Source organism: Actibacterium mucosum KCTC 23349 (genome assembly GCF_000647975.1).
GTDB lineage: Bacteria > Pseudomonadota > Alphaproteobacteria > Rhodobacterales > Rhodobacteraceae > Actibacterium > Actibacterium mucosum.
In genome coordinates, this window is sequence record NZ_JFKE01000004.1 from 486,491 (window position 1) to 507,042 (window position 20,552).

The window sequence follows — 20,552 nt, forward strand, 5'->3', positions numbered from 1 at the left end:
GTCCCCTCTTAGGATTTCTGGAACATGGCGAGCATGCGCCGTGTGACCAGAAAGCCGCCAAAGATGTTGATCCCGGCCATAAAGACCGAAAGCGCCGCCAGCAGGATCACCAAAAAGCTGCCTGATCCGATCTGCATCAGGGCGCCCAGAATGATGATCGAGCTGATCGCGTTCGTAACCGCCATCAGCGGCGTGTGCAGCGAATGGCTGACGTTCCAGATCACCTGGAAACCGACAAAGACCGACAGAACGAACACGATGAAATGCTGCATGAAGCTGGCCGGGGCCACGGTGCCCACCAGCAGCAGCAGCGCCGCACTTACGGTGATCAGCGTCACCTGTTGCTTGGTCTGCGCCTTGAACGCGGCCACTTCGGCGGCGCGTTTTTCCTCGGGCGTCAGCTCCTTGACCTCGGCCTTGGGCTGGGCCGCGATGGCCTGCACCTTGGGCGGGGGCGGCGGGAAGGTGATCTCGCCCTGATAGGCCACGGTGGCACCGCGGATCACGTCATCTTCCATATCATGGTTGACCTGACCGTCCTTCTCGGGCGTCAGATCGGCCATCATGTGGCGGATATTGGTGGCGTAAAGCGACGACGACTGCGACGCCATGCGCGACGGGAAGTCGGTATAGCCGATGATGGTCACGCCGTTTTCGGTGACGATCTTTTCATCCGCCACGGTGCCCTCGGCGTTGCCGCCGCGTTCGGCAGCAAGGTCAACGATGACCGAACCGGGCTTCATCGACGCGATCATATCCTCAAGCCACAGCTTGGGTGCCGGGCGGTTGGGGATCAGCGCGGTGGTGATGACGATGTCAACCTCGGGCGCCAGTTCGCGGAACTTGGCCAGCTGCGCCTCGCGGAACTCGGGGCTGGAGACCGAGGCGTAACCGCCGGTGGCCGCGCCATCCTGCTGTTCCTCTTCGAAATCCAGATAGACGAACTCGGCGCCCATCGATTCCACCTGCTCGGCCACTTCAGGGCGCACATCGAACGCATAGGTGATCGCACCCAGCGAGGTCGAGGTGCCAATGGCGGCCAGACCGGCAACGCCTGCGCCCACAACCAGAACCTTGGCGGGCGGAACTTTACCGGCGGCGGTGATCTGGCCGGTGAAGAAGCGACCAAAGTTGTTGCCGGCCTCGATCACGGCACGATAGCCGGCGATGTTGGCCATCGAGGACAGCGCATCCATCTTTTGCGCGCGGCTGATACGCGGCACCATTTCCATGGCGATCACGTTGCCGCCCTTGGACTTGGCCAGTTCCATCCCCTCTTCGTTCCCGGCGGGGTTGAAGAAGCTGATCAGCGTCTTGTCTTTCGACAGGCGCTTCAGCTCGGTTTCCGATGGTTGGCGCACCTTTGCGATAATGTCGCTGGCTTTCCACAACGCGGCGGGGGTCTTGATGACCTCGACACCGGCGTCGGTATACATGTCGTCCGAGAAGCCCGCGGCAGCGCCTGCCCCGGCCTCGATTGCGCATTCATAACCCAGCTTCTGCAGCTGGCGCGCCGAGTCCGGCGTCATCGCAACACGCGACTCTCCGTCAAAAATCTCTTTTGGCGTACCGATTTTCACCTGCATGGCCCTTTCATGATGTTCATCCCCTTTATCAAAGTGTGCTCTGCCACCCCAGATAGGCAGCCGTGCTCAACTTCAAACTCCTTGCTCCCGCACCGCTTACACGCGGCAGGCGACGGAATTGCAAGAACCCTAGCCGGTGTTTGCGACAAAAAGCCGGGCTTTTCCGTGAAAAACGTTGCGGTATTACTACGCACGCTGCAATTAATTCCACGGATAGCAAATGCCGGAGCGCAACATTTTTCAAACCCGAACGGGCCGTCGCGGCGATGGGACGCAGGCTTTCTCCGTTTTCAAAGATGCGGTTTTGAACGGGGCAGCGGCGTTTTATTCGGACGAACAGCGCCGCGCATGGGCCGGACCGCACACGGTTGCGCCCGACCATTGGGAGGCGCGGCTGCTGGCAGGAACCTGCCGCGTGGCCGTGGATGACACGGGGCAAATGGTCGGCTTTTTCACCATGGGTGACGACGGATACCTGGACTTTGCCTATGTTTCCCCTGCCTGGATGGGAAGCGGCTTGGCCCGAACCCTGCTGTCCGAGGTCGAGGATGCCGCGCGCCAGAAGGGTCAATTCCTGCTATCAACCGAAGCCAGTTTCCTTGCGCAGCGCTTTCTGTTGCGCCACGGGTGGAAAACCGTTGCCTCTCAACACGTTATCCGCGACTCGGTGGCCATTCCGAATTTTCGAATGCAGAAACAATTGACCGCCTGACGGTGCAGTGTTTCCAGATAATTCACCATAAATTTGACACAAAAGCACCCCGCCCTTTCCACCAAGTCCCCCCAACAGCGCCGAGATCGCTTCGTATTCAACGCGATGGAGAACTGTAACCCGTCGCGCTTGTGCGGCGGATGTGTGGGGTACGACCAACCATGCCGACGTATGACGTCAACATTTACGATGCTGATCCGCTGGGGCTGATCCCCCAGACCAATGGCAGCACGTTCACGTGGTCGGGCCCGGCGACGCCGGATGGCACGGCAACCGTCACCGACACCGAGACCGGGATCGAAGGCGAAACGCTGGACGACGATGACGCGGGCGGCGAAACCGCCACCGCCGACGTCACCATTGGCGGCAACAGTTCAACCGGGTCCGACGTGGATGCCGAAGAGGTCTGGACCGTGCAGGACACGGTCACCGGCGAGATCTTTCAGGTCACTACGTTCGAGGTCGAAAACGGCGCCGCCGCCGGCTACTACACGCTGAGCGAACAGGATTTTGTCGCCGGGCGCACCTACGAGGTGCTGGATTACAACTCGAACCCCGATGTCACTTCGGGCGATGCGGTGTTCAGCTTTGTCGACTATGCCGCCGAACAGGCCGAAACCGCACCCGAGCGCATCGTTGACGGCACAAATGGCGATGACACGATCAATTCGGGCACCTCTGACGGCGATGGTGACAGCGTCGATGACGGCGGTGGCAGCGGCACCGGCGGTTTGGGTGACACGATCGACGGGCGCGGCGGCGATGACACGATAGACGCAGGCGACGGCGACGACACGGTTTACGGCGGCGACGGGTCCGACACCATTGATGGCGGCGCGGGTGCCGACACGATTTACGGCGACGGGCCCGAAGCAACCGCCACCAGCGAGACGCTGCATTGGACCGATCTGGGTGGTGACGGCACCGATCTGAGCAACGGGTTCGTGGCCGATCTGGGCGGCATCAATGTGGAAGTGGATTTCACCACCACCGCGCGGTCCGACGAGATCGAGGTGGACACCCGCAATCAATATGTCGACACCGGCGAGGATTTTGACGCCAATTCCGGCCTGTTGCTGGGCGGCGATGGCGGCGTAGGCACCACCACGACGGTGGACCTGAACTTTGCCGCCGATACCGGCAGCGGGCTGACCGACACGGTCGAAAACATCGAATTCCGCATTCAGGACATCGACACGGGCAGCTGGCAGGACCAGATCACCGTGAATGCCTATGACGCCGACGGCAATTTGTTGCCCGCAGGCAATGTGGTGCTGACCCCGGCCGGTAACGAGACGGTTGCAGGGTCAACCGTCACGGCGGGCTCGGGTGGGGACGACCCGGACCAGGCGGACGGTTCGGTCCTTGTGGAAATCGCCGGCCCCGCCGCGCGGGTCGAGATTGTCTATGGCAACCTGGGCACCGGCGGCCAGATCATCATTGTCAGCGACGTTAACTTTGACACGATCCCGATCACCGGCGCAGGTGACATCATCGATGGCGAGGCCGGCGACGACATCATCTATGGCGGCGCGGGCAATGACACGCTGACCGGCGGAACGGGTGACGACACGCTGGAAGGCGGCGACGGCGACGATACGTTCGAACTGGCCGAGGGGGATACGGCTCTTGGCGGCGACGGCGATGATGTGTTCAACATCAACGACCTGTCCGAGGCCGGATCGGGCGCGATCAACATTACCGGTGGCGAAGGCGGCGAAACAGCGGGCGATACGCTGGACTTTCAGGGCCTGATCAACTTCGGCGACGTCACCTATACCAACTCCGATCCCGGCGTGGGTGGTGGGCTTAGCGGATTTGCAACGCTGGCCGATGGCTCGGTCGTGACGTTCTCGGAGATCGAGAATGTCATCATATGTTTCACCCGAGGCACACGGATTGCCACACCACATGGCCAAATCCGCGTGGAACAGTTGCAGGTGGGTGATCTGGTGCTGACGGCGGATCACGGCCCGCAACCGGTGCGCTGGATCGGGAAGAAAACCGTGGCGGCCAAGGGCAAACTTGCCCCGGTTCGCTTTGAAACAGGTGTTTTGGGCAATGATCGCCCGCTGACCGTATCACCGCAGCACCGTATGCTGATGGCGGGGTATCAATCGCAGATGTATTTCGGCGAGAACGAGGTTCTGATCCCTGCCAAGCATATGACGTGGATGGATGGCGCGGAAACCGTGAGCGGGGGCGAGGTGACCTATGTGCACCTGCTGTTTGATCATCACGAGGTGGTGTTTGCCGAAGGGGCGGCCAGCGAAAGCTTTCACCCCGGCCTTTGCGGATTGGAAGCCGTAGAAGGACAGGCGCGGGACGAGCTGTTCAACCTGTTCCCGGAACTCCGCTGGAACCCCGGCGCATATGGCCATTGCGCGCGGCGCAGCCTGCGACAGTTCGAGGCCAAGGCGATGCTAGCGGCTTAGGCCGATTTCAGTTGAGGCGCGCGTCGGCCCGCGGCCCATTCGCGCGCGGCCTGACCCAATGCGGCAAATAGCGGGCGCGACACGGGATCGTTCGCGGCGTTGTATTCAGGGTGCCATTGCACACCCAGCGCAAACCCGGCTGCGTCACGCACAAAGATCGCCTCGGGCGTGCCGTCGGGCGCGGTGCCGTCGATCACGACGCGGGCGCCGGGGCTTTTGATCCCCTGCCCGTGCAGCGTGTTGGTCATCACCTCGGTTGCACCGAAAATCTGCGCGAATGGCCCGTCTTCGGACACGGTCACAACATGACGCAGGGCAAATTTCTCTTCCAAAGTGCCGTCGGGGGGCATGCGGTGATTGTTGCGCCCTGGCAGATCGCGGATCTCGGGATAGAGCGAGCCGCCAAGGGCCACGTTCATTTCTTGAAAGCCGCGGCAGATGCCAAGGATGGGCTGACCCCGTTCAACCGCCATGCGGATCAGCGGCAGGGTAATCGCGTCGCGGGCACGGTCAAAGTCACCATGCGCGTCGGTTGCGGCTTCGCCGTATTCCTCGGGGTGGACGTTGGGGCGTGCGCCAGTGAATACAAAACCGTCGAATGCCTCAAGCAATTCGTTTACCGACACCAAGCGGGGATCTGCGGGAATTATCAGCGGCAGGCATTCCGACACTTCGGCCACTGCGGCAGAGTTCATCGTGCCCCCCGCATGGGTGGGGTATTGATCGTTCACCAAGTATTGGTTGGAAATAATGCCAATTCGCGCGCGCGGCATGAGGGGTCCCTTGTCCTGAGTCCCCCTTACTATAGTTGATACGCGCCAGCGCGAAAGACAGATGTTTTCGCGACGCTTGTGTGCGGTTGCGCGCAGAAATCAGCCTTTGGCGACCAATCCGGCGGCGGTGATACCGGCCTCGCCCGCCTTTAGATCATTGTCGGATGTGTCGCCAGTAACCCCCACGGCGCCCAAAACGGCCCCTGCGTCATCGCACACAAGGATCCCGCCGGGCACCGGCACAACCTGCCCGCCATAGACCCCGTTCACCGCGGCCATGAAATAGGCCTGTTGTTCGGCACGGGCCATCTGCGCACTGCCGGGCATACCCAGCATAATCGCGCCATAAGCCTTGCCCTGCGCGATGCCGAACCGGCCGGGGCTGGCGCCATCTTCACGCTCGAACGCCAGAACGTGGCCGCCCGTATCCAGCACAACAACCGACAAGGGGTTCAGGTTCAGATCGCGACCAGCCGCGCGGGTCGCGGCAATGATCTGCCGCGCCGTATCAAGGGAAATCTTGGTCATTTTAATCTCTTAGCTGTTGGCTTTCAGTTCAAGGCGCCGCGCATGCAGCACCGGCTCGGTATAGCCCGAGGGTTGTACCCGGCCCTTGAACACCAGGTCGCAAGCCGCCTGAAACGCGATGCCGTCAAAGCCCGGCGCCATGGGGCGATAGGCCGGATCGCCAGCGTTCTGCGCATCCACCACGGCGGCCATTTTCTGCATCGCGGCCATCACCATCGGCTGGCTGACCACGTCGTGATGCAACCAATTGGCCAGCGCCTGGCTGGAAATACGGCAGGTCGCACGATCCTCCATCAGGCCCACATCGTTGATGTCGGGCACTTTCGAGCAGCCCACACCCTGATCCACCCAGCGCACCACATAGCCCAGGATGCCCTGGGCGTTGTTCTCTACCTCACGCTGCAGCTCCTCATCCGACCAGTTGCGGCCCGGTTCGGCCACGGGGATGGTCAGCAAATCGTCCAGCGTGCCGCGCGGCCCGCCGGCGGACAGTTCGTCCTGACGGGCCAGCACATCAACATGATGGTAATGCGTGGCATGCAGCGTGGCGGCCGTGGGCGACGGCACCCAGGCGCAAGTGGCGCCCGATTGCGGGTGGCCGATCTTGGCCTCCAGCATATCGGCCATCATGTCGGGCATGGCCCACATGCCCTTGCCGATCTGCGCCTTGCCCTTCAGACCACAGGCCAGCCCGATATCGACATTGCGATCCTCGTAAGACGCAATCCAGGGCTGCGCCTTCATCTCACCCTTGGGGATCATCGGCCCAGCCTCCATCGAGGTATGGATCTCGTCCCCGGTGCGATCAAGGAAGCCGGTGTTGATGAAGGCAACCCGGTGCTTGGCGGCGCGGATACATTCCTTGAGGTTGGCACTGGTGCGCCGTTCCTCGTCCATGATGCCCAGTTTGACGGTATATTGCGGCAGACCCAAAGCGGCCTCGACCTGCGTAAAGATGCGGTCGGCAAAGGCGACCTCTTCGGGGCCGTGCATCTTGGGTTTCACCACATAAACCGAGCCGGTGACCGAATTGCCGCCGTCGCGCTGCAAATCGTGCATGGCGATCAGGGTGGTGATCATGGCGTCCATCAGCCCCTCACCCACCTCATTGCCGTCACGGTCGAGGATCGCGGGGTTGGTCATCAGGTGGCCAACATTACGAACCAGCATCAACGCCCGGCCCTTCAGGGTCAGATCGCCCGTTGGCGTCTGAAAGGTGATGTCCGGGTTCAGCGCGCGGGTGAAGGTATTGCCGCCCTTGGTGACCTTTTCGGTCAGGGTGCCCTGCATCAGGCCCAGCCAGTTGGCATAGGCCAGCACCTTGTCGGCGGCGTCCACGGCGGCGACAGAGTCTTCGCAATCCATGATGGTGCTGACGGCGCTTTCGAGGATGACATCGGCGATATTGGCCGGGTCATCCCGGCCAATCGGGTGATCAGCGTTGATCACCACACGGATGTGCAAGCCGTTCTTTTTGAACAGGATTTCACCGCCGCCTTCGGTTGCGCCAACACGTTGCGCGGGATCAGCCAGCGTTGCCGCGGCAACGTCGGTGACATCCGTCCAGCTGCCCGCGGCCAAGGGAACAGCAGCGTCCAAATGCGCCTTGGCCCAGGCCACAACGCGCGCCCCGCGTTCGGCATCATAACCTATACCGGCCGGCAGATCGCCCATCGCATCGGTCCCGTAAAGCGCGTCGTAGAGGCTGCCCCAACGCGCATTTGCGGCGTTCAGCGCAAAGCGCGCATTCATGATCGGCACCACAAGCTGCGGACCAGGGGTCGAGGCAAACTCTGGGTCGGTGGCGGCGGTTTCAATGGCGAAATCCGGCCCCTCAGGCACCAGATACCCAATCTCGGCCAGGAAGGCCTTGTAGTCGTTGGCATCAAAAGGTTGCCCCTGCCGGGCCTGATGCCAGGCGTCTATTTGCGTCTGAATGGCCTCGCGCTTGACCAGAAGCGCCCGGTTTTCAGGCCCCAGCTCGTGCACCAGGGTCGAGAAACCGTTCCAGAAACTGGCCGGGGTGACGCCGGTGCCCGGCAACGCCCTGCTTTCAACGAACTCCGCCAGTTGCGCGTCAACGGCAAGCCCGTCGCGATCCAAACGATCTGTCATGATGTCTCCCCTTCACTCGGTATGCGCACACACACCGCGGCCTGTTGGCCACGGTTTAACCAATTTGGGCGGAGACTTCAAGGTATTGGTAAAACTATTTTACCAATCAGATCAGCCGCTGATGCACTTCCCGCCGGCACCAACCACTTGCTGATAGTTCCCTTTGGGCAAAATGCTGGCCGTGTACTTCCCGTTCTTTTTGACAAGGGTCACCCCGACGCGGACAATATCGCCACCGCTGGATTCAACGCCAAAGGTCATTTTCACCCGGTTGCCAGTATCCTTGACAGTGCCTTCGCCGTAATAGTCGGACCGAACTTTGTCGCCCTCGATGATGAACACCGAAGATGTCGGAAACCAGCTTTCGGCAGCAGAGCGTGAACCAAACCCGCTGGTGGAAAGACGGCTACGCTCGCATTTCAATGTTTCGGCGGCCGCACCGGTAGCTGCCATACACAGGGCTGAGACAAACAAAAGTTTACGCATTTACACTTCATCTTATAAAAATTGTCACCTTTTTGGGGAATCACTCGGCGGCAATCAATCAAAGGTTAATAAACTTTGAGGTGCAGAATCAACGCGGTATGAGCGCACACTCAAACCTGCGGCATCGGGTTGCGCCCGGCGGCGATGACGGTCAATCTTTGAACAGTGAATTCAGGATTTTTTTGATGACAAACGCCGCCACCTCCCCGACCCTTCTGCGCGACTACACGCCCTTTTCCCATCTGGTTGATCACGTCGATCTGCAGTTCAAACTGCATCCTACGGCCACGCGGGTTACGGCGCGGATCAAATTTCGCCCCAACCCCGTTGCACCAGGCCAGGGGTTCTTTCTGCATGGCGAGCAACTGAAGCTGATCCACGCCACGATCGACGGCACGCCGGTGTCACCCGAGATATCTGACACGGGCCTGACATGCGATGTGCCGGATGGACCGTTCACCTGGGAGGCCGAGGTCGAGATTGCGCCCGAGACCAACACGGCGCTGGAGGGGCTGTATATGTCGAACGGCATGTATTGCACCCAATGCGAGGCCGAGGGGTTCCGCAAGATCACCTACTACCCTGACCGGCCCGACGTGATGGCACCCTTTGACGTGACCATCGAATGCGACCTGCCGGTGCTGCTGTCCAATGGTAACCCCGTGGCATCGGGGCAGTGGTCGGATCCCTGGCCCAAACCGGCTTATCTGTTCGCACTTGTGGCTGGTGATCTGGTTGCAGTCTCAGGCGATTTCACCACGGCATCCGGCCGCGAAGTGAGGCTGAACATCTGGGTGCGGCGCGGTGACGAAGGCAGATGTGACTATGCCCTGGACGCGTTGAAACGGTCTATGCGGTGGGATGAAGAGGTTTATGGCCGCGAATATGACTTGGACGTTTTCAACATCGTGGCCGTTGATGACTTCAATATGGGCGCGATGGAGAACAAAGGGTTGAACATTTTCAACTCCAAGTATGTTTTGGCCAGCCCCGACACCGCGACCGATGGCGACTATGCCAATATCGAGGCCATCATCGCGCATGAGTATTTCCACAACTGGACCGGCAACCGTATCACCTGTCGTGACTGGTTTCAGCTGTGCCTGAAAGAGGGACTGACGGTGTTCCGCGATCAGCAATTCTCGGGCGATATGCGCAGCCAGGCAGTGCAGCGGATCGAGGACGTCCTGACCCTGCGCGCGCGGCAGTTCCGCGAAGATAATGGTCCGCTTGCACACCCTGTTCGGCCCGAGGAATACCAGGAAATCAACAACTTCTACACCGCGACCGTCTATGAGAAGGGTGCCGAGGTTATTGGGATGCTGAAGCGGTTGGTGGGCGATGACGGGTATAAATCCGCGCTGGATTTGTATTTCGACCGCCATGACGGAGACGCCGCGACAATCGAGGACTGGCTGAACGTTTTCGAAGACGCTACGGGCCGCGATCTGGGCCAATTCAAACGCTGGTACCAACAACCCGGCACCCCGCGCCTTTCCGTGAGCGAGACGTTTAACAATGGCACCTATACGCTTCATTTCGAACAGGAAAACCCCAAGGCGCCCCACCCGCAAGTCATTCCGATTGCGGTTGGCCTGCTGTCGCCGAATGGTGACGAGGTTCAGCCGACGGACGTGTTGGAGATGACGGAAACCAGGCAGAGCTTTTCGTTCGAAGGGCTGGCATCGAAACCGGTGCCTTCGCTGCTGCGGGGCTTTTCGGCGCCGGTCATCCTGCAACGCAATGTCACCGCCGCGGACCATGCGTTTCTTTTGACCCATGACACGGATCCGTTCAACAGGTGGGAGGCCGGGCGCGCTTTGGCCAAACACGGGTTGACGGCGATGTTGGTGGACGGCGCGGCGCCGGACCCGCTGTATCTGGATGGCATCGCGACACTGGTGCAGGATGACACGCTGGACCCTGCTTTTCGCGCGCTGACGCTGGGCCTGCCATCGCAGGACGACATGGCGCAAAGCCTGTTTGACGCCGGCGTCACCCCCGATCCGCTGAGCATTTACCGGGCCCGCAAGATGTTGCTGGGTGCGATGGCCGCACGGTTGGGTGAGGTGATCCCTGACCTGCGCGCCGCGCTGACCCCGCATGGCCCCTACAGCCCCGACGCGGAAAACGCTGGCAAGCGCGCGTTGCGCAATGCTCTATTGTCGCTGCAAACACATCTGGATACGGCCCCGGCAAGCCAGCAATTCGCAGCTGCGGACAATATGACGGATCAACTGGCCGCGTTTAGCGCCCTGTTGCAGGTTGGCGCGGGCGCGGATGTGACGGCGGCGTTTTATGACCAGTGGAAGGGCGACCGGCTGGTGTTGGACAAGTGGTTTGCCCTGCAGACCTCGCTTGCCCCGCCGGAACAGGCGGTAGAGATCGCGCGCGATCTGTCGGATCACGCAGATTTCAATTGGAAGAACCCCAACCGGTTCCGCAGTGTCATCGGCGGGTTCGCCATGAATGCGGCGGGGTTCCATGATCCGTCAGGCGCGGGGTACGACTTTGTTGCCGATTGGCTGATCCAGCTGGATGGGTTGAACCCGCAGACGGCGGCGCGGATGTCGACCGCTTTTGACACTATGGCGCGGTATGATGCCGACCGGCAGGCACTGATGCGCGCCGCGTTGGAACGGATTGCCGCGAAACCCGACCTGAGCCGCGACATGGCCGAGATGGTTGGCCGAATGCTGAAAGGATAAAGCATGCGCAAAACTCTATTGATTACCGGTGCCAGCACAGGCATCGGGGCAGAAACCGCGCGCCTGGCAGCACGAGACGGATGGGACGTGGCGTTGAACTATCGCGGCAATACCGAGGCCGCCGAAGGTGTCGCCGCCGAGTTGCGCGCCCTGGGCGCAAAGGCCGGTTTACTGCAGGCAGATATGGGTGACCCGGCACAGGTCGAGGCGATGTTTGCCGCGTTTGATGCCAGGTTCGAGCGGCTGGACGGTTTCGTGAACAACGCCGGTGTCGTCGACACCGCACAACGTCTGGACGAGATGAGCGCCGAGCGTCTGCAACGCATGTTCGCCATCAACACCATCGGTGCACTTTTGGCGGCTGGTCAGGCAGTCAAGCGGATGTCGACGCGCTACGGCCACGCGGGCGGCGTGATCGTCAATGTGTCGTCTGCGGCGGCACGTTTGGGCTCGGGCAATATGTACGTGGATTATGCTGCGTCGAAAGGGGCCATTGATACGATGACCCGCGGCTTGGGTGACGAGGTGGCGCGCGAAGGCATCCGTGTTGTGGGCATTCGGCCCGGGCTGATCGAAACACCGATTCACGCCAAGGGCGGCGCACCGAACAGGGCAGAAAAGCTGAGCTCGACCGTGCCGATGGGACGCACGGGAACGCCGGACGAAGTGGCCGAGGCGATCGTCTGGCTGTTGTCGGATGCGGCGTCTTACATGACTGCCTGCACCATCGACGTGACCGGCGGGCGTTGAGGTTCGGCACATTCTTGCCGGGCGGCAGATGGTGAAGGCTTTGCGCAGGCCCGGTGCTGCGGTAGTATGAAAAGCGTCACGTAACTGTCACAACCATATGGTGACAAGGCGCATGCAGGACAGAATCGACCCTCTTATCGAGGAACGCGCACCCTGGCTTTTTGCCAACTACCCTTGGAGCACACCGTCGCGGCAAGTGCTAACACGGATGCTGGGGTATTCCCGCACCATTGCCATCGGCGAAGCGATTCAGCACCACCCTGCCCCAACCATCATGGACGAGATGGCCCGGTTGCTGGCCAAGGACATTCAGTGGACGGGGCTGGAAAACATTCCGCGCAGTGGTCCGGCGCTGGTGGTGGCGAACCATCCGACGGGTATTGCCGACGGGGTCATGATGTGGGCGTTGCTGTCGCAAACCCGCCCCGATCTGTTCTTTTACGCCAATTCCGACATTCTGCGGGTTCTGCCGCAGATGGACGCGATGATAGCCCCCGTCGAATGGCGCAAGGAAAAGCGCAGCCACGGCAAAACGCGTGAGACAATGGCCTATACGCGGACCGCAATCGACGAGGGTCGTTTGGGCGTCATTTTCCCGTCGGGCCGTTTGGCAAAACGGCGCGGGCTGAAACTGTATGAGCGGCCATGGATGGCCTCGGCCGCGATGATCGCCCGCAAGTTCAACCTGCCGGTGATCCCGGTTAATATCCGCAGCCGCAACTCCGCCCTGTTTTACCTTTTTGACCTGATCCATCCGACGCTGCGCGACATTACGCTGTTCCACGAGACCCTGAACAAGCACCGGCAGCCTTATCGGATGACCGTGGGCAAGCCGATTGATCCCGCGTTGCTGCCTGCCAAGTCCGAAGAAGGGATCGAAGCATTACGGGCCGCGACCCTGGCACTGGGCGGCAAGTTCGCCCCGACTGTCAGCCTTGTCGACAATACCCGCCGCCCCCGCTGGGCGCGCACATTGGTGGGCAATGCCTGAAGCTTGCTGACCGCGCTGCGATGCGGCATATCCCGGGGCCAAGAAAACCCCGGGAGGATCCAAGATGAGAACATTCGTGGCCGCCAAGCTGCACGGCATTCATGTGACCGAAGCTGACCTGAACTATCACGGATCCATCACGCTGGACCCCGAACATTGCGAAGCCGCGGGCATTTTGCCCATGGAGTTTGTCGAGATCTGGAACAAGGCCACCGGCGCGCGGATCAGCACCTATGTGATCTACGGCACACGCGGGGCGCGGCAATGTATTCTGAACGGCGCGGCGGCAAGGACGTGTCAGGTTGGCGATCCATTGATCATCTGCGCGACCGAACAGCGCAAGGCCGAAGAGGTCACCGAGATTTCCCCGAAAGTTCTGACATTTACACCCGGTAACGAGGTGGCGGAGGTGTTGACCTATCGCGCGCAACGCGATGCCCAAGGACGGTTGCAGTTCAACATTCTGAAAGAGGATCAACCGCAGTCGATCCCCTATCGCGCGGCGGGTTCTTAACCTTGGCAGTAAGGCTGAGCGCGCATCCATTCCTGCATGTCTGCGCGTTTACGGCTGCTGTGGAACGGCCCCCAATCGGCGGCCACGCCGCGCATGCCCTGTGACACCACGCCGTCGCGCGGGACGGTATGGGCAAGGATGCGAATGGCACAGCTGAGATTGGCCTCGCCATCTTTCAGGGCCTCGCCTGTGCGCGCTTCGCACCCATAGCCGCGCGCGGTGGCCGGTGCGATCTGAACAAGACCAAACCACTTGCCCCCGCCGCCAACGGCCTGTGGGTTCCAAGTGCTTTCATGCTTGGCCAAAGTGGACAAAAGGCCGGCCCAGAACACCTGACGGTCTGCGAACGTGGCCTTGGGATAGGCCGGGCAATAGGTGTTGATGTCTCCGGGCACGATCATCGGCAGGCTTAGCCCGTGCGAGGACAACGCCGCGATGGTGGCACGGGTCCAGTCATCGGCCTCGGGCCGGTGGTCCCAACGCAGCGCGGGCAGCTCGCCGCGGCTGACAGGCTCGTCCGTAGGCATACAGGCCGCAATGGGCAGCAAAGCGGCGCAAAACAACATCACCCGGAACATGGCGATACCCCCTGTTTCGCTCAAAACAGCGCGCAATCTGCCGAATTGAAATGGAAACAGCAAGTTTCCATTACGTTGACAAGCGAGGTTTCGCCGGAATGGCCTAGGTTGTCCAGGCCTCGCCCCAGGATTTCAGCGCCAGCACGACCGGGCTCAGAGCGGCGCCTTTTTCCGTCAGGCGATAGGCCGCGCGGGGCGGATGGGTCGAATAGATCTCGCGCGTTAACACCCCCGCCTCTTCCAGCTTTTTCAGCCGCGCAGACAGGGTGTTGGGCGAGATGTTCAGGATATCCTGAAGGTCCGAGAACTTGCGCGGGCCTTCCACGAAGAACTCGCGCAGGATCAGGAACGCCCATTGGTCGCCAAGGATCCCCGTGGCGCGTTCGATGCCGCAATTTGAACGATCAATCTCCATCACGAGCAAAGATATAGCACTTAATTTCCAAATGTGAATTGACTATCGTTTTCGTAGTTACTACGTGGACTGCATCAACGAATGGAGAAAAATCGTGTCGCCGTTATTCCTGGAATTCTACGTCATGGGTGTGGGGGTATTACTGGCCACCACCGTCGTGGCCTTCTTTGCCACCAATGCCCAAACGGCGGGGATAGATCCCCCCCGGATCCCCCGAATGCTGTTTGCTGCTGGTGCGCTGCTTGCCGTTTGGTTTGCCGGCATGACCATCCTTGTGCAGGTTGTCGACATGGGCGCAAGCGTTGTGCCCGGCGGGCCGCCGCGCCTTGGCCTTGTGTTCATTGGGGGCGGGCTGTTGCTGTTCTGGCTGGGTCTGACCTCAACTTTGCATCGCTTGGTGATCGACAAGATGGGTCAGAGCTATTTCATGGGCATTCAGACCTTTCGGGTGGCCGGTGGCATCTTCGTCATTGGCATGTTCTATGGCCAAATCCCGGCTTTGTTCGCCATCCCAGCCGGGTTGGGTGACATCGCCGCGGGCCTGATGGGGTGGCGCGCCATGAAGGCGGTGAACAGGGGCGATGCCGACGCGCGGCGCAAGGTTGTGCAAGCGAACTGGGTGGGGCTGAGCGACTTTGCAATTGCTCTGGCGACGGGTCTGATGACCGCCGACACGGTGTTTCAGGTGGTGGCCCATGACAGCCCCAACATCGTCGGCCAATACCCGTTGATCCTGATCCCGACCTTCCTTGTTCCGGTATTCCTGTCGGCGCATTTCTTCTCGATCCGCCTTTTGCGGCAAACCAACTCGAAATCTTCGGAGCCTTCCCATGCTTGATGCCATTTTTGACGCTTACGTAGGTGCATTCGCGATTGGCTTACCTGCCTTTGCCGTGATCCTTCTGACACTGGGTGTAATACGGGCTAGGCTGAGCTTTCGGCCCGCCCTGACCCTGCTGCTGGGTGCGGCGGCGGGCATGGGGCTGTGGTATGCGGGGGCGGTGGCGGCAGGACAGGCCGGGTTGCTGATGCCGCCGCCCACCGTGGCCGATCCGCCCTATGTCCTGATGTTCCTGCTGGGCGGCGCAGCGGTTATGTGGGCGTGGATGTGGCTGCTGCCAGCTGGTCGGCAAGCCACGCAGGCGCTGCCGCTGCACGCCATTGCCGGGTACCAGATCCCGCGTGTGATGGGTGTGCTGTTCCTGATCGGGTGGCTGGCGGGCGAGATTCCGTGGCAATTCGCCATTCCAGCCGGGATCGGCGACATCTGGGCAGGGATCGCGGGCTATCAGGCCTATACCGCGCTGAAAGCCGGAGCGCCGGATGCGCGCAGAAAGCTGGTGCGCGCCAATATCATTGGAATCACGGATTTCGTAGTGGCAGTGGTGACCGGCCTGATCACGTCCGAAGGTTTCCTGCATTTGTTGGCCCATGACGCACCGAACACGATCAATATGTACCCGCTGGTCATGTTCCCGGCCTTCTTTGTTCCGATTTTCCTGGCCTTCCATCTGCTGTCGATCAGCCGGTTGCGGCAGTTGCGTCACACGGGCGAGGAAACAGGTGGTCCAGACAACCTGCAGGCTTTGTCCTAATTTGCAATCATGCATGATGGCGCTGAATTTACGAGCGTCGCGAGTGTCATCATGCATATCATCCTTGGACTTATTGCCATCGCCGGGGCCGCCTATGTCTGGGCCGTGCGCATCCGCAACGCAGCCGACATAGCCGGAGAGCTGACCGATGTTGCCAGCGACGTTCTGTCTGCTGCCCGCCGGTTCGGGTTCCGGCGCGGCCGAAACCAGCACCCGGTTGACGCATTGGAAGACAGCACGGTGGCCATCGCCGGGGCTGGCATTGCCTTTCTCGAACTGGGTGGATTGCCGTCCAAGGAACAGCATCAGGCACTGGTGATTGCGGTGCGAAAGCACCTGAATTTGCAGGCCGAGGACGCCGAGGAGGCGATTGTGCTGGGCCGCTGGCTGATGACGCAATCGGACGGTCCGGCACCGGGGTTCACCCGGCTGGTGCGCCGTCTGCGCAAGCTGGACGCCCTTGGCGGGTTTGAGCCTTTGCTGCAAGTGTTGGGAGACACGGGCAAAGCCTGTGCCCCCCTGTCCGAGGAACAGCGCGAAGCGATTGACGAGGTATCAACAGTCTTTGGCGTACGGTAAGCCTACTTCGCCCAGATCGTGCCAAACATGTTCTTGCGGAACGTTTTCTCGTCGCAACGAATGCGAAAGATCTCGCCCCAGCTGAACAGATCAAAGGTGAATTGCCCGTCATTGGGGCGGGCCTTCTTGCCCGGATCACTGGCATTATCGCCCTCGTACACCACCCAGTGATTGCCGCGCACCTTGTCAGCAAGCGCGTCGAACAACGTGTCATCGTCGTTGGTCTTCCCGGATTTCTTGTCCAGGGCGTCCGCCAACAGGTCGGCATTCACTTCAAGAATGCCCAAGCCCTGCACATGGCGGCCATCGGCAATCTTGTTGAGGCTGTTAAAGGCCGCATCCGCGCTTTCCAACGCCTTGTGCTCGCCCACCACGCGGCTGCGATCAAAGCCGACGGACTGAAAACCCAAAATCTCGGCGCACCAGTTTTGCATGATGCCCTTGCGGGTGCCCGTCTGGTCGTCGCCGTCACCGGTCAGGTCCATCACACCAGCCGCGTCGCGCATCGCGCCCATCACCATCCAGTCGATCTCGGCAATGCGGCGGCGGCCGACCACCGCCAGTTCCGACGTGGCCCCCAGAAATGCATCGCTGGGGTTCACCTGATCGCCATGGGCGCGGAACTTGCCCTCGTTATACAGCTCGGTCACGATCTTGATGTAGACATCTGGCTGCGTTTTCACCAACCAATAGACAATCGAAGCCGGACCGCAAAAGCCGATATTGGATTGGCTGATCAACAACGGTTCTTCCACGCGTGCAATCAACTGATCGGCGATCAGGCCGCGCGGGAATTGCGGAAAAGCCGTGGGGGTGGTTTGCGCGCGGAACCGGGCAATTGTTGCTTCGCGATCGGTGGTCAGGGCCGTGGTCAGATTGTCCCACTGGCTGTCACTGGACAGGGCGGCGCGGTGCGTATTTTGCGGGTTTTGCCGGTCATGGTCGTACACGACGGTTTCGGCCCGGAAATCGACCCGGCTGCTGCGCCATTTTTGCCGGTTATAGTGGATCAGGTACAAGTGGTTCCGTTTGGCATTGCTGCGCAGGGAATCTTCGCCCGCATAGCCTGCTGTCAGCTCTCGCGGATGGTCGTGGCGGCTGCTCAGGACACCGTCGAACCTCTCTGTAATCGGCAAAGAGCCGCCGCGCCGTTTGTCCGTGCGCCCGTCATGTTCACGCGCCAGATCGCGGCGAAAGGCAAATCGCAACGCATCGCGAAAATCGATAACGGCGTCAAAACCGTTATCCCAATGGTCAGCAAATGCGCCTTTGATGAACTTGGGATAGCCCTTGTCGACATGGCCGTAAGACACAATCGCACCTTTGCTGTTGACCTGCGGATCCCATGTCACCCGCCAATACCGCCGCGCCTTGAAGAAATAGATCTTGCCCCGCCGCGTGCCCTGCCCCCGAAAGGCGGCATCCACATTGTCCGGCACTCCCGGCCAATGATCGCGGATCAATTGTGGATGGGTTTGCTGCAACCCGCCATTCAGCTCGTCAAAATCCCAAAACACATCGCCGCGAAAGCAATACAGCACGCCAGACGGCGCACGCACGGTGGCATCAAACATCTTTGGTCCAATTCACTTTCAAAATATCGGGTCACAACCCTGGGACGTATCAAACCTTGGATTTGGATGGGTTTTCCGGGGAAAATTGGGCGCGATGTCCCCCATTGCCGCGGAACGCCACTTGCCCCTGCCCGCGCCCTGTCCTAGAACCGCAAACGACCGTTTTAAGGACGCCAGACGCCATGCTTGACCATCTCAGCTTCGAAACGCCGAAACCAAAAACCATTGCCGGGGCCAAATACGATTGGGAACTGGTGATCGGGATGGAGGTGCATGCGCAGGTGGCCTCGAACGCGAAACTGTTTTCGGGTGCGTCGACCACTTTCGGGGCCGAGCCGAATTCGAACGTGGCCTTCGTGGACGCGGCGATGCCCGGCATGCTGCCGGTGATCAACGAATTTTGCGTGGCCCAGGCGGTGCGCACCGGGCTGGGCATGAAGGCGGCGATCAACCTGAAATCGGCCTTTGACCGCAAGAACTATTTCTACCCCGACCTGCCGCAGGGCTATCAGATCAGCCAGCTTTATCACCCCATCGTGGGCGAGGGCGAGGTGATCGTGGATATGGGCCCCGGTGTGGCGCGCAAGGTGCGCATCGAACGCATTCACCTGGAACAGGACGCCGGCAAATCGATCCACGATATGGACCCGAACATGTCGTTTGTCGACCTGAACCGCACCGGCGTGGCCCTGATGGAGATTGTCAGCCGCCCCGACATTCGCGGCCCAGAAGAGGCCGCCGCTTACGTTGCCAAGATGCGCCAGCTGCTGCGCTATCTGGGCACCTGCGATGGCAATATGCAGAACGGCAATCTTCGGGCCGACGTGAACGTGTCGGTCTGCCGTCCGGGCCAGTACGAGAAATACCAGGAAAGCCAGGATTTCAGCCATCTGGGCACGCGGTGCGAGATCAAGAACATGAACTCCATGCGGTTCATTCAGCAGGCCATCGATTACGAGGCCCGCCGCCAGATCGCCATTCTGGAAGATGGCGGCGCAGTGGATCAGGAAACCCGCCTCTATGACGCCGACAAGGGTGAAACGCGCAGCATGCGGTCCAAGGAAGAGGCGCATGATTACCGCTATTTCCCCTGCCCCGACCTGCTGCCGTTGGAGATCGAACAGGGCTGGGTTGACGATATCGAAGCCACCCTGCCCGAACTGCCGGATGCCAAAAAGGCGCGGTTCGTGAACGATTTCGGCCTGTCGGAATACGATGCCGGCGTTCTGACCGCCGAGGTTGAGAATGCCGATTATTTCGAAAAGGTCGCCGAGGGCAATGACGGCAAGCTGGCCGCGAACTGGGTGATTAACGAGCTCTTTGGCCGCCTGAAGAAGGACGACGACAAAGACATCACCGACAGCCCCGTCAGCCCCGAACAGCTGGGCGGCATCATCGCGCTGATCGCCAAGGGCGATATCAGCGGCAAGATCGCCAAGGACCTGTTCGAGATCGTCTATACCGAAGGCGGCGACCCGGCCCAGATCGTCGAGGCGCGCGGTATGAAGCAGGTCACCGACACCGGCGCGATCGAGGCCGCGGTGGACCAGGTGATCGCCGACAACCCCGCGCAGGTGGAAAAGGCCAAGCAGAACCCCAAACTGGCGGGCTGGTTCGTGGGCCAGGTGATGAAAGCCACCGGCGGCAAGGCCAACCCGAAGGCAGTCAACCAGATCGTTGCCGCAAAACTGGGCATTTGATCGAGGATCACCGGTCGCGACGTTTTGCAGCGTTGCGGCGCCACCGGGCCGCATCTAAGCCTTTTGCATGCGGGATAAGCACCACCAGATCGCGATGATTGCCAAGGGCCTGTTTCTGGCCCTTTTCGTGGTGGCGGTGTCGCTGGCAGGGGGCACGCACCGGATCAGCCTGACCCAGCAGGACCCCGAGATCGCAGCCTATGTCGCGGCCGGGGGATCGATCCACGATCTGTGCCTTGGGCTGGACAGCGACGAGGCCGCCATCGCGAGCGGCTGCCCGTTCTGCATTCTGGCCGCTGGCGCGGTTCTGCCCGCGATCACGCACTCGGCGCCGCTGGCTGTTGCCCCCGCAACGCGGCTGCGCCGCCCCCTTGCGCGTCGAACGCAAAGCGGTGCACCGCGCCACATCCGGCCCCCGGTCCGCGCCCCTCCGCTGGCCTGATATCCTTTCTTTTCCAATCGCTTACACTTTACACCACCCGCCGCACCATTGGTGCGCGCGGTGCCAAGGAT

19 protein-coding genes are annotated in these 20,552 nt (G+C 60.9%); 11 read left to right on the forward strand and 8 right to left on the reverse strand.

The features are described 5' to 3' along the window. Positions 1 to 8: 8 nt before the first annotated feature. Complete coding sequence (locus tag ACMU_RS11665; protein WP_035259864.1) at positions 9 to 1,580, reverse strand: Re/Si-specific NAD(P)(+) transhydrogenase subunit alpha; 1,572 nt, start codon at positions 1,578 to 1,580, stop codon at positions 9 to 11. Between the two features lie 310 nt (positions 1,581 to 1,890). On the opposite strand from ACMU_RS11665, the gene ACMU_RS11670 reads away from it, so the two are divergent. Further along, positions 1,891 to 2,298 (forward strand): GNAT family N-acetyltransferase, encoded by a 408-nt coding sequence (locus ACMU_RS11670; RefSeq protein ID WP_161635672.1) that lies wholly within the window; start codon positions 1,891 to 1,893, stop codon positions 2,296 to 2,298. A 161-nt stretch (positions 2,299 to 2,459) separates the two neighbouring features. Next, complete coding sequence (locus ACMU_RS19890; RefSeq protein WP_051588292.1) at positions 2,460 to 4,733, forward strand: Hint domain-containing protein; 2,274 nt, start codon at positions 2,460 to 2,462, stop codon at positions 4,731 to 4,733. On the opposite strand, the gene ACMU_RS11680 is transcribed toward ACMU_RS19890, so the two are convergent. The 4 genes from ACMU_RS11680 to ACMU_RS11695 form a co-directional block, all read right to left on the reverse strand. Further along, positions 4,730 to 5,506 (reverse strand): gamma-glutamyl-gamma-aminobutyrate hydrolase family protein, encoded by a 777-nt coding sequence (locus ACMU_RS11680; protein WP_035259602.1) that lies wholly within the window; start codon positions 5,504 to 5,506, stop codon positions 4,730 to 4,732. The genes ACMU_RS19890 and ACMU_RS11680 overlap by 4 nt on opposite strands. A gap of 99 nt (positions 5,507 to 5,605) precedes the next feature. Then, a complete protein-coding gene (locus tag ACMU_RS11685; protein ID WP_035259603.1) occupies positions 5,606 to 6,034 on the reverse strand; it encodes a GlcG/HbpS family heme-binding protein in 429 nt (142 codons plus the stop codon). A 9-nt stretch (positions 6,035 to 6,043) separates the two neighbouring features. Continuing rightward, a complete protein-coding gene (locus ACMU_RS11690) occupies positions 6,044 to 8,149 on the reverse strand; it encodes a malate synthase G (protein WP_035259605.1) in 2,106 nt (701 codons plus the stop codon). Positions 8,150 to 8,260: 111 nt separating this feature from the next. Next, positions 8,261 to 8,602 (reverse strand): hypothetical protein, encoded by a 342-nt coding sequence (locus tag ACMU_RS11695; RefSeq protein ID WP_035259606.1) that lies wholly within the window; start codon positions 8,600 to 8,602, stop codon positions 8,261 to 8,263. 218 nt (positions 8,603 to 8,820) lie between these two features. Here ACMU_RS11695 and pepN point away from each other — a divergent pair, with 218 nt between their 5' ends. The 4 genes from pepN to panD all read left to right on the forward strand — a co-directional run bounded on the left by pepN (position 8,821) and on the right by panD (position 13,598). Next, positions 8,821 to 11,343, forward strand: coding sequence for an aminopeptidase N (gene pepN / locus ACMU_RS11700; RefSeq protein WP_035259871.1), 2,523 nt, complete (start codon positions 8,821 to 8,823; stop codon positions 11,341 to 11,343). Between the two features lie 3 nt (positions 11,344 to 11,346). After that, positions 11,347 to 12,093, forward strand: coding sequence for an SDR family oxidoreductase (locus tag ACMU_RS11705; protein ID WP_035259608.1), 747 nt, complete (start codon positions 11,347 to 11,349; stop codon positions 12,091 to 12,093). Positions 12,094 to 12,205: 112 nt separating this feature from the next. Continuing rightward, positions 12,206 to 13,084, forward strand: coding sequence for a lysophospholipid acyltransferase family protein (locus ACMU_RS11710; RefSeq protein WP_081805505.1), 879 nt, complete (start codon positions 12,206 to 12,208; stop codon positions 13,082 to 13,084). A gap of 64 nt (positions 13,085 to 13,148) precedes the next feature. Beyond that, positions 13,149 to 13,598, forward strand: a complete 450-nt coding sequence (gene panD / locus ACMU_RS11715; protein WP_035259611.1) for an aspartate 1-decarboxylase — start codon at positions 13,149 to 13,151, stop codon at positions 13,596 to 13,598. On the opposite strand, the gene ACMU_RS11720 is transcribed toward panD, so the two are convergent. Both ACMU_RS11720 and ACMU_RS11725 read right to left on the reverse strand, forming a co-directional pair. Then, positions 13,595 to 14,176, reverse strand: coding sequence for a transglycosylase SLT domain-containing protein (locus tag ACMU_RS11720; RefSeq protein WP_035259873.1), 582 nt, complete (start codon positions 14,174 to 14,176; stop codon positions 13,595 to 13,597). The genes panD and ACMU_RS11720 overlap by 4 nt on opposite strands. 103 nt (positions 14,177 to 14,279) lie before the next feature. After that, complete coding sequence (locus ACMU_RS11725; protein ID WP_035259612.1) at positions 14,280 to 14,591, reverse strand: winged helix-turn-helix transcriptional regulator; 312 nt, start codon at positions 14,589 to 14,591, stop codon at positions 14,280 to 14,282. 94 nt (positions 14,592 to 14,685) lie between these two features. Here ACMU_RS11725 and ACMU_RS11730 point away from each other — a divergent pair, with 94 nt between their 5' ends. Genes ACMU_RS11730 through ACMU_RS11740 form a run of 3 tightly spaced genes read left to right on the forward strand, consistent with a single transcriptional unit; the run spans position 14,686 to position 16,765 of the window. Then, positions 14,686 to 15,429 carry a hypothetical protein gene (locus tag ACMU_RS11730; RefSeq protein WP_152544596.1) on the forward strand — a complete coding sequence of 248 codons (744 nt, stop codon included), beginning with the start codon at positions 14,686 to 14,688 and terminating at the stop codon, positions 15,427 to 15,429. After that, positions 15,422 to 16,186 carry a hypothetical protein gene (locus ACMU_RS18825; protein WP_051588293.1) on the forward strand — a complete coding sequence of 255 codons (765 nt, stop codon included), beginning with the start codon at positions 15,422 to 15,424 and terminating at the stop codon, positions 16,184 to 16,186. Before ACMU_RS11730 ends, ACMU_RS18825 begins: the two co-directional genes overlap by 8 nt. A gap of 51 nt (positions 16,187 to 16,237) precedes the next feature. Next, positions 16,238 to 16,765 (forward strand): hypothetical protein, encoded by a 528-nt coding sequence (locus ACMU_RS11740; protein WP_035259614.1) that lies wholly within the window; start codon positions 16,238 to 16,240, stop codon positions 16,763 to 16,765. A gap of 2 nt (positions 16,766 to 16,767) precedes the next feature. Here ACMU_RS11740 and ACMU_RS11745 read toward each other — a convergent pair whose 3' ends face one another. Continuing rightward, positions 16,768 to 18,339: a hemopexin repeat-containing protein gene (locus ACMU_RS11745; RefSeq protein ID WP_035259616.1), complete on the reverse strand. Its 1,572-nt coding sequence runs from the start codon at positions 18,337 to 18,339 to the stop codon at positions 16,768 to 16,770. Positions 18,340 to 18,521: 182 nt separating this feature from the next. On the opposite strand from ACMU_RS11745, the gene gatB reads away from it, so the two are divergent. Further along, positions 18,522 to 20,039, forward strand: a complete 1,518-nt coding sequence (gene gatB, locus ACMU_RS11750) for an Asp-tRNA(Asn)/Glu-tRNA(Gln) amidotransferase subunit GatB (RefSeq protein WP_035259617.1) — start codon at positions 18,522 to 18,524, stop codon at positions 20,037 to 20,039. A gap of 67 nt (positions 20,040 to 20,106) precedes the next feature. Next, positions 20,107 to 20,481, forward strand: coding sequence for a hypothetical protein (locus ACMU_RS11755; protein WP_035259618.1), 375 nt, complete (start codon positions 20,107 to 20,109; stop codon positions 20,479 to 20,481). Positions 20,482 to 20,552: the final 71 nt, after the last annotated feature.